Genomic DNA, 14,091 nt, shown 5'->3' on the forward strand with positions numbered 1-14,091 from the left:
ATATGAAGCTGATTGTCCTCATGGCATTCTCCTTCGTGTTCTTCGTTGTGCGTTGTCAGGCTGCGGTGGCCCGCGATCTGGCCTCGAAAGGAAACAAGGCTTCGGCGGAAATCGGTTCCGCCAGAATGCCCTGGGCATGGAGCTCGGTGACGAAATCCTCGATCATGCGCCGGTTGGCCGGCAGGCCGCTGGCGTTCCAGGAGGCAGGCAGGTCGCGCCCCGCATGAAGCAGCTCCTCGAGGATCCAGGGCGAGGTATCGGCATATTTTCGGCGCTTTGCCGTCCAGACGCGCTGGCTTTCGTCGATCAGCCTGGCGAGTTCCTGCGGCAGCCAGGGGTGCTCCCTGACCAGGGCGGCCTTGACGGCGACCAGATGCATGCCCGGGATATAACCGACGTCGGCGAAATAGGCGCGTTCGGCCGCGCGAAAATCGCGCAGCACTTGCCGGAAGCCGGAAGCTGCACCGAAAAAGCCGTCCGGCATGAAGGGCGTGAAAACGGCGTCGAGCTCGCCTTGCGACAGCAGCTCCATCATCGGGCGCTCGCCTGGTGCTGCTTCGATGCGCCCCGGCCTGCCGAATCCGTCGAGGCGGTCGGCGATCGGGTGCCCCGATGTCAGCCTGCCGGCGAACCAATAGGCATCCTCGACGCCGACGCCTTCCCGGCGAAGCGCCGCGCGCGTCCATGTGTTACCGGAATCGCGCCAGCCGGTCACGCCGATGCGTTTGCCGGCAAGGTCGGAAAGCCGTTCCAGCGGGCTGGTCTCGACCGTTATGATGCAGCGATGGCGAAAGCCGCGCATGATGAAGCACGGTAATCCAACCACCGTATCGACGCCCGAAGCCATGGCCGACACATAACGGCTGAATGAGACCTCCGCCGCATCGTAGTTCGGATCGGTACCGAGGTCCGGAATGAGCGTGGCGACGCGATCAACCTTCACCGACAAGCGGCTCGAAGTGACGTCACCCAGCACCAAAGGGGTGAGATAGTCCCAATCGCGGGTGGCTACAGTGATGGAAACGGGCATCGGCATGAACTTCAACGCTATGTTTGACCGGCGATTGGTAAATGTTTATTTTTGGCCGATCAAATGTTATTATGTTATTGAACATTAGCTTTAATGGTCGCGGGTGCCGATGGATTTCGATGCAGGATGGTTCGCTGATCGCCTTGGCGACCGCACGATGCGCGGCATCGCGCGCGAGACCAGTGCGCTGATCAGAAGCGGCGCGCTGCCTGTCGGCGCAAAGCTTCCGCCGGTGCGCGATCTGGCCTATGTGCTTGGCGTCAGCCCGGCGACGGTCTCGCAGGCGTGGAGCGAGTTGCGGCGCTACAAGATCATCGGCGGCCGCGGACGCAACGGCACCTGGATCATGGGCAACCGCTTTGCCGCCCGGCCCGAGCGCCACATGAGCGGCGGCAATTACGGACAGGATGTTCTGAACCTGGCGATCGCGGAGCCCGATGTGAGGCTCTTGCCGCCGCTCGACATCGCGCTGGCGCATGGTGCGCGCGCCGAAAAGCTCAACAGCTACGAGCGGGTGCGCATCCTGCCCGAGCTGGAGGCCGCAGTGCGCCCGTCATGGCCGTACGATCCCGGCGCGTTCCTGGCCACCAATGGCGGTTACAACGCCATCTACACCTTGCTGCATGCGCTGGTCCCGCCGGGGGCGCCGGTGGCCATCGAGAACCCGACGGCGCTTCGCCTGCTCGACATCCTCGAGGATCTCGACGTGCCGATCATCCCCGTGGATTGCGACAGCGACGGTCCCTTGCCGGATGCACTTGCCAACGCTCTGCGGCAGCGGCCCGTCGCGTTCCTGTTCCAGCCGCGCGTCCATTCGGTTACCGGCGCCTGCATGTCGTCGGCGCGGCTGGACGTCATCGGCGACCTGCTCGCCGGCACCGACGTGCTGATTGTCGAAGATGACGGCGTCGGCGATATAGCCTCGGCGCCGCGCATTTCGCTTGGCCGGCGTTTTCCCGATCGCGTCATCCATATCCTGTCCTATTCCAAGACCCATGGCCCGGATCTGCGGCTCGCCGTGCTATCCGGATCGGCGACGATCGTCGAGCAGATCCAGTCCTACCGCAGCTTCAGCTCGGGATGGACCAGCCGCATCCTGCAGGCAGCCACCGCCTGGCTGCTGCAAGACCCGGCCACGGCCGCCCTGGTGGAGCAGGCGAAGGAGGTATACCGCGGCCGTCGCGAACGGCTCGCCGGCGAACTGGCGAAACGCAACGTCGCGATCGACGCCGGACATGGGCTCAGCGTCCTCATTCCCGTTGCCTCAGAACCTTATGCGATGGTCACGCTGGCTGCACATGGTATCGCGGTCCATGCCGGGGCGAAGTTTTCGACCGGAAAGACCAGCGCCGTGCGCGTCGCGACCAGCATCCTGAGCGAGGAGTACCTCGAGCACGCCGCAAATTCCGTGGCGCTGGCAGCCGATCCGGCGCGGGAGGTTAGCTAAAGGGTCAGCTGCTCCGACGGATAGTTGGCGACTGGCCATATACAGACCCTGTCTTCTTTCGCGTTCAGCTGCCGCTAGCCGGTCCCGAGATCATGCTCGGCGTCAACCAGTCCGTCATGGTGGCGCTGGCGATGATCATCAGATCTCCCTGATCCGCCGTTCATCGAGAGGAGGCTGCAGGTTTAGGCGAGGCGTTTCCACGGCCCGCGTTGGAGCTTTCCACGCTGACGCACACGCCTGCTTCCATACCGCTGGCCGATGACAGTTTCGAAGAGGTCCTTCGAGGGCAGAAACATGTCGAATCGTCAATCACCACCAACTGGAGGCAGGGAGGTTCGGGACGGCGCAATACGGCTACGCGGCCTGTTGGCTGCGGCCGGCGCCACGACCGCCATGGCGTTCGGATTTGGCAGCCTGGCGCTCACATCCGTCTTCATCAGACCGCTTGAGGCGGAGTTTGGCTGGTCGCGAGCCGACATCAGCCTTGCCTACACGCTATCAAGCGTCGGCATGGCGTCGGGCGGGCTGTTCTGGGGCCGGCTGTCGGACCGCCTGAATGTCAAAAGCCTGCTATTCATCGGCTCAGCTGGCATGGTGATCGCGCTCGCCGCGCTTTCCTCCGCCAATTCGCTCTGGCAGATCTATGCGGCCAACTTCGCTTTGGGCGGGCTAGGCTTTGCCTGTCTGTACGCGCCGGTACTTGCAGTGACCGGACTCTGGTTCGACCGCCGCCGCGGGGTGGCGGTGGGGATCGTCACAGCAGGCGGAGCCCTGGGCCAGGGCATAATGCCCTACGCCGCGAATGCCTTGATTGACGGCGTCGGTTGGCGCCTCGCATACGCGATCATGGCGGCGGCGACGATGGCTGCGCTGGCGATCTTCATGCCGGCGGTTCAGGCGCCGCCCGTCGGTGAGGTCCTTCCCGCGCCGGTGCGTTTTTCAGCAAAGCCAGGGTTCCAAAGTGGCCGCCTTTCCCCGGTGACGCTGCTATCTGCCGCAGCCTTCCTCTGCTGCGCCTGCATGGGCGTCCCGCTGATGCACCTCACGAGCTTCGTCACGGCTGTGTGCGGGTCTTCGGATGTCGGATCGCTCAGCCTGCTGACCGCCATGCTGTTCGGCGCCGTCGGGCGGATCGCGTTCGGGCTCCTCGCCGACCGGGCAAGCAATCTTGCCGCCTATGCCCTGGCGTCGTTTATTCAGACGGCATGCGTTGCGATTTTTCCCGCGCTGGACCAGCAGCTGAGCCTGCTGGCGCTGTCGGCGGTTTTCGGCTTCGGCTTCGCCGGAAACATGACGTGCCTGATCCTTTGCGTGCGCCAGTTTGCGCCAGCCGAACGCTTTGGCCAGTCACTCGGCATCGTCATGCTGATCGCCTGGCTGGGCATGGGCGTGGCCGGCTATTTCGGCGGTTTCGTCTATGACAGCTTCGGCAGCTATGGGCCCGCTTTCCTGGTGGCATCTGTCGCAGGCGCGGCCAATCTCGTGGTTCTGGGCGTATTGGCGGCATCATCCGGCGCGAGAGCGCAGGTCCCATGCGGCCGCCTTCCGGACCCTGCGATGAGGCGCTGATTCAAACGTCGAAATCCATTTTAATTCCACGTTGGTTCGAACGCTGCAAACCACGGCCTTCCTGCCAACCTCAGAGATCGAAGAGGGCAGAGCACCGTCATCACCAGGCAAGGACAGCTGAGATGAGCAGTATCTACGACAGCATTCTCGACACGATCGGCGACACGCCGGTCGTCCGCCTTTCCCGCATCAACAATGGTGCCGCTTCGCTCTATGCCAAGATCGAGGCGTTCAATCCTGGCGGCTCGGTCAAGGACCGTCTTGCCGCAGCGATCATCGAAGAAGCGGAGAGTTCGGGTGCACTTCGGCCTGGCCAGACGGTGATCGAGGCGACGAGCGGCAACACGGGCATCGGACTTGCCATGGTTTGCGCGCGGAAAGGCTATCCTCTCGTCATCGTAATGCCGGAGAACGCCAGCCTCGAACGCCGCAAGCTGATGCGTTTCTTCGGTGCCAAGGTCGTGTTGACCCCTGCTGTCGAGCGCGGCAGCGGCATGCTCGCCAAGGCGTTCGAGCTGGCCGGAGCGCACGGCTGGTTCCTCTGCCGGCAATTCGAGACGCCCGTCAACGCCGATGTCCATGCCCGCACGACAGCGCTCGAAATCCTCGCAGCGTTCCAGGACCGTCCACTCGATTACTGGGTCACCGGCACCGGGACCGGCGGAACGCTGGCCGGAGTGGCGCGAGTACTCAAGCGCGAGCGCCCGGAAACGCGGATCATCGTCTGCGAGCCCGACAATTCGGCGCTGCTGTCGAGTGGCATTCCCCAAGCTTTCGACGAACACGGACTGCCCACTCGGGCGCACACTCGCTTCCGGCCACACCCGATGCAGGGCTGGAGCCCTGATTTCATTCCGCTGATCGTCGGCAACGCGATGGCTGACGGTCTTGTGGACGAAATCTTGCCCGTTTCAGGCGCCAGCGCTTTGGAAGCTGCGCGCCGGCTTGCGACGGAAGAAGGAATACTGGCGGGGATCTCTGGCGGGGCTACCTTGAGCGGCGCACTGGAAATCGCTGGACGCGTCGGACCGGACCGGAACGTGCTCTGTATGTTGCCTGACACGGGCGAGCGGTATCTCAGCACGATTCTGTTCGATCACATCAGCGAGGAAATGTCGCCCGCCGAAGAGGCGATCTCTCGCTCCACACTCGGCTACCGCTTCGACCGGCCGCCGTCCTTCGCCCTTTCATCGGCGCCCGTGAACGAAATCCAAATCGATCAGTCGGCGCATGCGTTTGTCGATGAGGCGATCTATGATCCGGAGCATCCGGTGGTCATATTCGCCCTGACATGGTGCGAATTCTGCTGGACGGTAAGAAAGCTTTTCGACCGTGCCGGAATCGCCTACAGGTCCATCGACATCGATGCTCCGGAATTCCAGAAGAACGGCCGGGACGGGGAAATCCGCAAGGCTCTGAGGGCCCGGATCGGTTCGCCTACAATTCCGCAGGTCTTTGTCGGCGGCGAGCATATCGGTGGTTGCATGGATACGCTTGCGGCCTGGCGGGACGGCACGCTCGCCGCCCGGCTGGAGTTCGTTGGCGCAAACTACACGCCCGGCGCATGCGCAAATCCCGAGAGCCTGCTGCCCCGATGGGTGCGCGCGGCAGCGTGAGACCCTGCCTCCGGGCCTTTCAGAGTGCGGTCGCCACCATCAAAGCGAGCCGGAACGGGCGTGATCCCGTTCCGGCTCGGCATTCATGTGGACTTGTCCGTGTCGGCCTTCCCACGAAGGGAAGGCAAATCAGAGCGCAGGCGGAAACCTCACGCTTTCGGAAACGAACGCTTTCGGCAGCGGCACGGACTTGATACAATCCATGGCTAATTTAGCAGCGACTGGGATTGGCAAAGTGTCGCTCGAAATTCGCGTTCTCGGAGATCTGACCGTCCTTCGCCTTGGCGAGGTCGTTTCCTTGCCGCCTTCGAAAAAGACGCGGGCTCTACTGGCCTATCTTGCGCTCGTAGAGCGCCCGCAGCGGCGCGAGCGCCTTTGCGAGATGTTCTGGGAGGTACCGGACGATCCTCGCGGCGCCCTGCGCTGGAGTCTCTCGAAGATCCGACAGGTCGTCGACCTCGGGAACGGCGAGATCCTGCAAGCCGACCGCAATGCAGTTCGCCTGAACACCAGCGAAGTCGTGCTGGACATCGCGCCGCTCCGGGGCCTCGGCGGTCGTGACATAGAGGCTCTCGAACCGGAGAAACTGGAGGCCCTCGCCTTAGCGTTCCGCGGCCGTTTCCTGGATGATCTTTCACTGCCGCGCTGTCCGGAATTCGAAGCCTGGCGCATTGCGACCGCCGACGAACTGCACGTGACGCATCTGCGCATCCTTCGGGTGCTGGTCGACCGGCTTGAGCCGGCGCGGGCACTTCCGTACGCGCATGTCCTGGACGGGTTGGAGCCTGGGGACGAGGCTCTTCGAGCGGACATCCGCCGGCTGAGCGAGGCAGCACGGCAATCCGCCATGGTCCAGAGCCGCGCTTCGAGAACCGACATCGGGGTCGCTCCCGCCGATGAGACCGTTCCTCCGACGCGTGTTTTGCCTGCGTCGGAGATACAGCTTGCCTCTCCGCCGGAGCGAACCCTGGCGCAGGAGATTCGCCGGTGCACGACGCCCGACGGCGCGCGCTTGGCCTATTCCTTGAGTGGTCAAGGCCCGCCTTTGGTAAGGGCCGCCCACTGGATGTCCCATCTCGAGCTTGAATGGGACAGTCCGGTCTGGAAGCATTGGATCGAGGGCCTCTCCGCGCACTACCAGCTGATACGTTACGACCAGCGCGGCAACGGCCTGTCGGACCGGTATCCCGCCGACCTGTCCTTCGAGGCCATGGTTGCCGACCTGGAGAGCATCATCGATGCGGCTGGTCTGCGCCGCGTTTCCCTGCTTGGCATTTCCCAGGGGTGCGCCGTTTCGATAGCCTATGCCGTCCGGCATCCAGAGCGCGTGGCGGGGATGGTGCTGTATGGCGGATTTACCAAAGGTTGGCGCAAACGGGGCAATCAGCGCGAAATAGCGCGCCGCGAAGCGATGGGAGCGCTGATTCAGGAAGGCTGGGGCCAAGACGACCCGGTGTTCCGGCAAATGTTCACCTCCCTCTTCATTCCGGAAGCAACGCCGGAACAGAGGAATTGGTATAACGAGTTGCAACGCAATACCGTCTCGCCGGAGATTGCCCATCGCATCTTCGAGGAAGGCGCCGTCATTGACGTTGACGAGCTGTTACCGCGGGTCCGCGTCCCGACCCTGGTGATGCATGCTACGGGGGACGCGGTCATTCCGTTCGATCATGGCCAGGCGATGGCTGGGAAAATCCCCGGCGCGCGTTTCGTTGCGCTAGACAGCGTCAACCACGTGCTGCTTGGCCACGAACCGGCATTCGCGACCTTCGTCGACGAAACGCGTCGTTTCCTTGCCGACCCCGAACAGACGCAGCAACTGGCAGGCCCTCCGGCGTCCTTGGGAATCAACCGCTCTCGGCAATACATAACAGTGCTGGCCGCGGAAGTGGTCAGTCCCATGCATCTCCTCGAAACGGAGGATCCGGAAGTGGCGATCCGCGAATTCCAGCCCGTCGAGGATCGGGTGATAGAAGTCGTGGAGAGCCATGGCGGCGTCGTCACGTCGGCTGCTGACGGGACAATCACCGCAGCATTCGGCCTCGCTCGCGCCACCGAGGATCACGCTTATCTTGCATGCCGCGCCGCGCTTGCGGCCAAGCTGGCAGTGGAGGAGCTTTCCCAGGGCGGGATCCAGTTGAGGGCCGGAATAGACACCGGCGAGGTGATCGTACGGCAGCAATGGACGACCAAAGCCAGCAAGGTTGAACTGGCCGGAGCCGCGCCGCGTGCGGCCAACCGGCTGATGCGTGCCTTGCACCGTGCGACGATCGCCGCGACAGGCCGGGCGCGCGCAGCCGCCGGAGGCTATGTGCAGATGCACCGCTTAGCGCATTCGGAGCATCCGCAACTTGGCCAAGAGGAACGCATTTACGAGCTGTTGGGCGAAAATCACGCTTTGTCGCGCTGGCACCTGAGGGCCAACCGCGGCCTCACCGGACTGGTGGCGCGCGAGCTCGAGCTGAAAATCCTTCTTGCAACCTGGCGCCGGGTCAGGGAGGGCCACGGCCAGGTCGCCGGGATCGTCGCCGACGCCGGCATGGGCAAGTCGAGGCTTGCCCATGAATTTCTCTCCCTCGACGAAGTGGCCGGTTTTACTGTGCTTGAATGTGGCGGTCTGGAGTTTGATTCATCAGTTACTCTGGGTGCTGTAAAGAAGCTGCTGCTCTCGGCTTGTGGCATTCGCGGCGAAGACGGCTTGGCGGAAGCCCAGCGCCTGTTTGCCTTCAAACGGGCTGAACTGGACCTGGATCCAAGTCATACGGCGCCGCTTTCCTTCCTCGCGGACCTGCCGGTCGACGATTCTTCCTGGTGGCATCTCGATGCGCGGGAGCGGACCTCACGGGTATCGGAGGCGATGAGCGCTTTTCTCGTTGCCTTGAGCCGGGCCGCGCCCGTAGCCGTGCTTATCGAGGATCTGCACTGGATCGATGCCGAGAGCGAGGCCGTAATGTACAGGCTGGTCGAAGTCATGGGCGCCAACCGTATCATGCTGCTCGCCACCTACAGGCCGCAGTACCGGCACGAATGGAACCGCCGCGGCTATTTCCAGCAGATAAGGCTGGAGCGGTTCGCGCGGGACGAAATGGAGCAGTTCCTCACCGAATTGCTGGGATCCGATCCCAGCTTGGGGGAACTGCGGCAATCGCTTGCCGAGCGGGCCGAGGGCACGCCGCTATTCCTGGAAGAAATGGTGCGCGGATTGGTTGCGGACGGTGCACTTGCCGGCCAGTCCGGCCGCTACGAGCTGAAGAGGCCAGTGGATTCCATCACCATCCCGTCGACGGTTCAATCGCTCATCGCCGCACGTATCCAGCAGCTGGGTGACTCGGAAAGGCAGGCACTCCAACTCGCTTCGGTTATCGGCAAGAATGTTCCGTATCCCCTGCTGAGGGCACTCTCGCCGCTCTCGGAGGCGGAGCTGGGGGTATGCCTGGCCAAACTGCAGAGTTTGGAATTCCTGTTCGAGGTCCAGAGCTATCCTCACGTGGAGTATACGTTCAAGCACGCGTTGACGCTCAAGGTGACCTACGAATCCCTGCTGGCGGAGGACCGAAAAAGGCTGCATCGGGCTGCATTGGTTGCGATGGACAGACTCTATGCCGGATCGCTGAACCACCATATCGAGGAACTGGCCGAACACGCGCTTCGTGCCGAGGCATGGGAACCGGCCGCGGATTATCTGCTGCAAGCGGCGGGTCGGGCTGAGGAACGCTCGGCTTATTCCGCCGCGGTCCAGTTCCTCGAAAACGCCCGCAAAGCAGTCGCCGCGCTGCCCCGAAATCCGAAAACCCTCGCCCAGGCGATCAACCTGCGGGTGCGGATGCGGCCCGCCTACGGCGCCCTGGGTGCCTATCGGAAGGCGCTGCCGCAGCTATTGGAAGCGCGCGAACTGGCCATGGAACTGGGCGATCCGCAACTCATCTCCGACGTGTTGCTTCACTTGAGCTATCTCAACAGCTCCCATGGCCGCTACGAGGAGGCGCTGGAACCGGCCGACACACTCAAGCGCGGCGCGACGGCAAATGGCGTGCAGCGCTGCATAAGCGAGTCGGATCTGGCCGCCTCACAGGCGCTTCTGATCCGCAGCGAGGCGCGGCAGGTGCTGGAGCGGCTTGTTCCGCATGAGGAGAGATTCACCAAAGCTTGGCGTCTGGAACGTTTCGGACAGCTCGGTGCGCGTGCGGTTTGGTACCTGGGGCACCGCGCGCAGGCGGAAGCGCGCCTTGGCCGGTTCGATGATGCGGAACGTTCGATTGTCGAACTGCAGAAGGTCGCCGCCGAAGTGGCGCGCCCGATCGACAGCTGCGCGGCCGCCTATTTCACCGGTGTGGTGGGCGTTCTGCGCGGCCCCGAGCCGGCGCTTGTCGAGGCGCTGCAATTGTGGTCCTCCGAAGCCGCTACCAGCGCATCTATCCTGCTCCGGCCATGGCTGTTGACCGTGCTCGGGCATGCGGAATTCCTGCTCGGCCGCAACCACGACGCGGGCGCCACCTTGGAAATGGCGGTGACCGAGGCTGAGCGGCTCGATCTTGCCCAGTTCGAATGTCACGCGCGCGCGGTGCTCGCATGCGTGCGTGCGCGCCTGTATGAGCCGGAAGCTGCGGCCAATCTCGGCCATGCGCTCGAGCTTGCGCGGGGACGCGGCGACCCGTGGAGCGAGATCATCGTACTGCGCGGCCTTGCCGAGCTGAAGCCTTCCAGATCGGCCATTGGCTGGCTCGAACAGGCCTGCAATCTTGCCAGGAGGGTTGAATTGCGGCCGGAGCTTGCCCGCTCCTTGCTAGCTCTCGGGCTTGCGAAGCGGCGCGGCAAGATTGCTGGCGCGGATGCCACTCTCGCGCAAGCGGCCAAGCTCTACACAGAAATGCAGATGCGGGAGGATTTCTCCGGCACGGAAGAGCCGGCCGGAAGTGTCCTGCCCGATCGCGTTCCCATGGCGGTTACGGCTTGATCCCTCCGCATCCAGGGATCTGCTTCGAAGGTTTGCGCTGCCTGTAGGGCAAGCAAGCCGCGGTCACGCAGCTCGCGACCCCGCGGTGTCATGGAACGATATCTGCCGGACCAAACGATCCGCCACCACGTCTGCGTGGGTCAGCGGTCCCATATGCCCGGCGCCAGGAACAATCGCCCCGATCGCGGCCGGAACGCGGGAAACGAGTTCCCGAGCAATGAGCTGCGTCGGAACTGGTGCAAATTCGCCGCGCAATACCAGGACCGGAAATCCAAATCTGGCATATTCGCTTGCTGGCGTCGATTCATGGATCAATGCGTGGAAGTCCAGGCTGGCCTTCGGCAGAAACCGCACGAGTGCGGCCTGAAGTTCCGGCTTCATCGCCGCGAAGATGCCGGCCCCACCCCAGTAGTCGATGAAATGAGCTGTCGCGGTCAGGTAACTGCCGTTGATCAGACCGTCATGGACGGTGCCTGCGATCGCCAAGACTTCGCCGAGCGCCTCGTGGCCCTCACAGTCCAGCTCGCGCAGCAGGTGAAAGGCAGACGGCTCATAAAGGGAGAGGCTGGCCAGCCGGTCTGGACGCATCGCCGCTATATGCAGGGCCAATCCACCACCATAGGAATGGCCAACAAGATGCACAGGCCCGTCATGGTGGTCGATCATCTCCAGGATCCCGGCGGCTTCGTCGGCCAGACGGAAAGCGCCGGCACCAGTCCAGGTGCCGCCGCCCGGCGCCCCGATCAGATCGGGTGCGATGAGCCGGTAGCTGTCATCGAGCCGCTCCGCCAGGCTGCGCCATTGCCGTCCGCTGCCGCCTGAGCAGTGCAGGGCGATGACAAGCGGTGCCTGGCACGCCCTATGCGAGACGTGGGACGTCGATGCGGCAATCATCGAGCCCCTCCCGCCTCAAAAACGCGTGCGGCGGCTGGGATCACGCCCGGCAAACGAAGTGATCCAGTTGATCTCGAAGCGGGTGATGCCGATGTCGCGCAAGATGTAGTCCGGCAACTCATAAAGCTGTCTACGGTCCCGTTGGATACGAATGAAACGCCAGACTGCGGCCAACATTGTTCCGCCAGCCCAGCGCAAACCTCGCGTTGTGGTGAGGCACAGGGATGGGTTCACCATTGCACTCATTTTGATTTTCTCCATGGTTGCGGGCGCTGACTACGGCGCCAGTGGAGCCCTGTCGTTGTCCGCCGTGAGCGTCATCGTTGAAGGCAACGTCGATTCTTGCCGCGCCAGCGTTGTATTCGGCGGTCAGGCCGCGGCTCGGCGGGAGACGTCGAGAAACATTGCCAGGTGAGCCGCCAGCGCCTCCGCATCGCGGCCGACGCCGTCGAGGAAGCTGGAGCTTCGATGGCGCATGAAATTGAGGCCGAGCACGTAGAGTCCCGAATACGCGCAGACGCCGCCATCGTTCAGGATTTCGCCCCGGGCGTCGAACACATCCAGCTTCAGCCATGGGTATTCCCGGCGATAGCCGGTGGCCCATATGATCGTCTCGATACCCTGGTCGATGAGGTCGATTTCGGTCGCCTCGGCGCTCAGGATCAGGCTCGGAATGGAACCGGGATCGATCGAGTAGAGGCCGTCTCCGGCGGCCGCGCGGTCGATATTGGCCAGCACGCGCCTCAGCCTGCGTTCCGCCGCCATGGTCGTGTCGGCGAGATCGCCGTTGAACCGAATGCGTGTATCGCAAGCGGCAGCCGCTCGACCGACAAGACGAACGCCTTGCTCCCGAAGACCGGCAAGGTCGAGCGCCCTGCGCTCGGGTGTGCCTATCAGCTGCAGGGAGGGCTGCCGCCGTGCCGCGGTGAGATCCGGAACTTCAGCGACAGGCTTGGCAAGCATTCCCAGCCGGTCGAGCCACCACAGGATGTCGTGCCCGCGGTAAAGCCTCGGTAGGCGTGTATGACTGCCGACCGACAGGGTCACCGGGCGCCCGGAGCGATTGATCTCCTCCGCAAGTTGTATGCCGGTCGCCGAGGCCCCGGCCACGAGAACGCCACCCTGGGGCAGTTGCTGAGGATTGCGATAGTCCCGCGGCACGACCTGCCTGATCCGGGAGGAGATCTGCTTTGCTAGTGGCGGAATGCGTGGCCGGTCGCTATATCCGGTCGCGACCACGACCGCACGTACGCTCCATTGGCCGCGATCGGTCAGCAGCCGGAAGCCTCCGTCGACCCTTTCGGTCGAAAGCACCTCCACACCGTCCTCCACCGGTGCGGTGATCGAGCACGCGTAATCCTCCAGGAACCCCACCGTCTCGGCCATTGTCATGAAGCCGTCGGGATTGGCTCCGCGATAACCGCCGCCGGGCAGGCGTGTCATCCAGTTGGGCGTCAGCAGGCGCAGCGAATCCCACCGTTCGCTGCGCCAGCGCTCAGCGATGCGGCCGCGCTCCAGCACGACGTGGTAGACCCCGCGCTCGGACAGGCACCGGCTCATGGCTAAACCCGCCTGTCCGGCGCCGATAATGGCTACGTCTGTATGCTGCATGGAATCCGCGCCTTGTAAGCAGGGGCAACAGATCGCCGGCGCCATCCTTTTCAGGACGAGGCCGGCGATATTGCTCTTGCGGACCGAAGTCAGCCTTTCACGGCAACCGAGACCGGCACGCCGTTGGTCAGCACGTCGAACACCGCGGAACGGGCGCGCGACTGCATTACGATTTCCTCGAGCTTCTCAGCCGAAGCATCGCCCTTGATCTTGAAGGAGATACGGATGCCCTGGTAGCCGTTGCGGACTTCGTTAGAGATGCCGAGGATGCCGCGAAGGTCGATGTCGCCTTCGACGGTCGATTCCACCTCATGCAGCGTCACGCCGCGCGCGGCCGCGATGTTCGCGATGCCGGCGGTGAGGCAGGAAGCAAGCGCGTGGAGGAGGTATTCGACCGGCGTCGGGCCGTTGTCTTCGCCGCACAGGACCGCCGGATGATCGCTGTCGGCCTGGTATGCCGTCACATGCGGCTGCTCGGCGCCGGCGCCGAAGAAGTTGGCCATCGTGCTGCGGCTGTGCGTGCCGGTGATCCAGCGGCTCTTGGCCCGGAACTGGAACTTGGCAAGCTCCGGCTGGCCCGCGACGGCATTGATGGTGGCCAGAAGGGTGGGCGTATTGACGCCGTTCCTCGGCTCCCGCGACGCCTTCTTAACGGAAGCCTTTTCCATGACCATTGTATCGTCCTGCATGTCATTCACTCCTGGGTTCGGATGTTGCGCGACCGGGATCGCCCCGGACGGCTAAACCTCGGCCGGCAGCGTTTGACGTGCAGTGGGAACAACAGTGGGAAAACGAGAGGTTTTTTTGCGTCAACCAGTCGTGAACAGCGCCAGATCCGCAATCAGCGAAACGGCGGGCCTTCAAACGCTTTGCTTCCTCGCGCGGTGCGATCTCCCGTAAGCGCCGAGAACGCTTCGCAACCGAAACCACAGGAGATCAGACCATGTCTCGTTCATTTGGAAAGGATACC

The 14,091-nt window shown here is 63.5% G+C and carries 9 protein-coding genes; 4 read left to right on the forward strand and 5 right to left on the reverse strand.

Annotated features, from left to right (window positions below; translation table 11 throughout):
• Positions 1–55: 55 nt before the first annotated feature.
• Positions 56–1,030, reverse strand: coding sequence for a substrate-binding domain-containing protein (locus tag NKJ91_RS08655; protein ID WP_352455188.1), 975 nt, complete (start codon positions 1,028–1,030; stop codon positions 56–58).
• Between the two features lie 109 nt (positions 1,031–1,139).
• Between NKJ91_RS08655 and NKJ91_RS08660 the strand changes: the two genes are divergently transcribed.
• The 4 genes from NKJ91_RS08660 (at position 1,140) to NKJ91_RS08675 (ending at position 10,616) form a co-directional block, all read left to right on the forward strand.
• Positions 1,140–2,477 carry an aminotransferase-like domain-containing protein gene (locus NKJ91_RS08660; protein ID WP_352455189.1) on the forward strand — a complete coding sequence of 446 codons (1,338 nt, stop codon included), beginning with the start codon at positions 1,140–1,142 and terminating at the stop codon, positions 2,475–2,477.
• 366 nt (positions 2,478–2,843) lie between these two features.
• Positions 2,844–4,046 carry an MFS transporter gene (locus tag NKJ91_RS08665; protein ID WP_352455190.1) on the forward strand — a complete coding sequence of 401 codons (1,203 nt, stop codon included), beginning with the start codon at positions 2,844–2,846 and terminating at the stop codon, positions 4,044–4,046.
• Positions 4,047–4,168: 122 nt separating this feature from the next.
• Positions 4,169–5,662, forward strand: coding sequence for a cysteine synthase A (gene cysK / locus NKJ91_RS08670; protein WP_023674007.1), 1,494 nt, complete (start codon positions 4,169–4,171; stop codon positions 5,660–5,662).
• A 235-nt stretch (positions 5,663–5,897) separates the two neighbouring features.
• Positions 5,898–10,616, forward strand: a complete 4,719-nt coding sequence (locus NKJ91_RS08675) for an alpha/beta fold hydrolase (RefSeq protein ID WP_352455191.1) — start codon at positions 5,898–5,900, stop codon at positions 10,614–10,616.
• A 63-nt stretch (positions 10,617–10,679) separates the two neighbouring features.
• Here NKJ91_RS08675 and NKJ91_RS08680 read toward each other — a convergent pair whose 3' ends face one another.
• From NKJ91_RS08680 to NKJ91_RS08695, 4 genes are all read right to left on the reverse strand, one after another.
• A complete protein-coding gene (locus tag NKJ91_RS08680) occupies positions 10,680–11,510 on the reverse strand; it encodes an alpha/beta fold hydrolase (protein ID WP_352455192.1) in 831 nt (276 codons plus the stop codon).
• A gap of 15 nt (positions 11,511–11,525) precedes the next feature.
• The gene (locus tag NKJ91_RS08685) at positions 11,526–11,771 is read right to left on the reverse strand and encodes a DUF1127 domain-containing protein (RefSeq protein WP_352455193.1); all 246 of its coding nucleotides are present in this window, start codon (positions 11,769–11,771) and stop codon (positions 11,526–11,528) included.
• Between the two features lie 108 nt (positions 11,772–11,879).
• Positions 11,880–13,166: an NAD(P)-binding domain-containing protein gene (locus tag NKJ91_RS08690; protein ID WP_352455194.1), complete on the reverse strand. Its 1,287-nt coding sequence runs from the start codon at positions 13,164–13,166 to the stop codon at positions 11,880–11,882.
• Positions 13,167–13,210: 44 nt separating this feature from the next.
• Positions 13,211–13,810: an OsmC family protein gene (locus NKJ91_RS08695; RefSeq protein ID WP_023674002.1), complete on the reverse strand. Its 600-nt coding sequence runs from the start codon at positions 13,808–13,810 to the stop codon at positions 13,211–13,213.
• Between the last annotated feature and the right edge of the window lie 281 nt (positions 13,811–14,091).

The organism is Mesorhizobium sp. M0040 (genome assembly GCF_040323505.1).
GTDB lineage: Bacteria > Pseudomonadota > Alphaproteobacteria > Rhizobiales > Rhizobiaceae > Mesorhizobium.

Excerpts from the sequence above, each read along its gene's own strand:
- NKJ91_RS08655 (WP_352455188.1), bottom strand. The coding sequence starts at position 1,030 with ATGCCCGTTTCCATCACTGTAGCCACCCGCGATTGGGACTATCTCACC.
- NKJ91_RS08660 (WP_352455189.1), top strand. The coding sequence starts at position 1,140 with ATGGATTTCGATGCAGGATGGTTCGCTGATCGCCTTGGCGACCGCACG.
- cysK (WP_023674007.1), top strand. The coding sequence starts at position 4,169 with ATGAGCAGTATCTACGACAGCATTCTCGACACGATCGGCGACACGCCG.
- NKJ91_RS08680 (WP_352455192.1), bottom strand. The coding sequence starts at position 11,510 with ATGATTGCCGCATCGACGTCCCACGTCTCGCATAGGGCGTGCCAGGCA.
- NKJ91_RS08685 (WP_352455193.1), bottom strand. The coding sequence starts at position 11,771 with ATGGAGAAAATCAAAATGAGTGCAATGGTGAACCCATCCCTGTGCCTC.
- NKJ91_RS08690 (WP_352455194.1), bottom strand. The coding sequence starts at position 13,166 with ATGGCGCCGGCGATCTGTTGCCCCTGCTTACAAGGCGCGGATTCCATG.
- NKJ91_RS08695 (WP_023674002.1), bottom strand. The coding sequence starts at position 13,810 with ATGCAGGACGATACAATGGTCATGGAAAAGGCTTCCGTTAAGAAGGCG.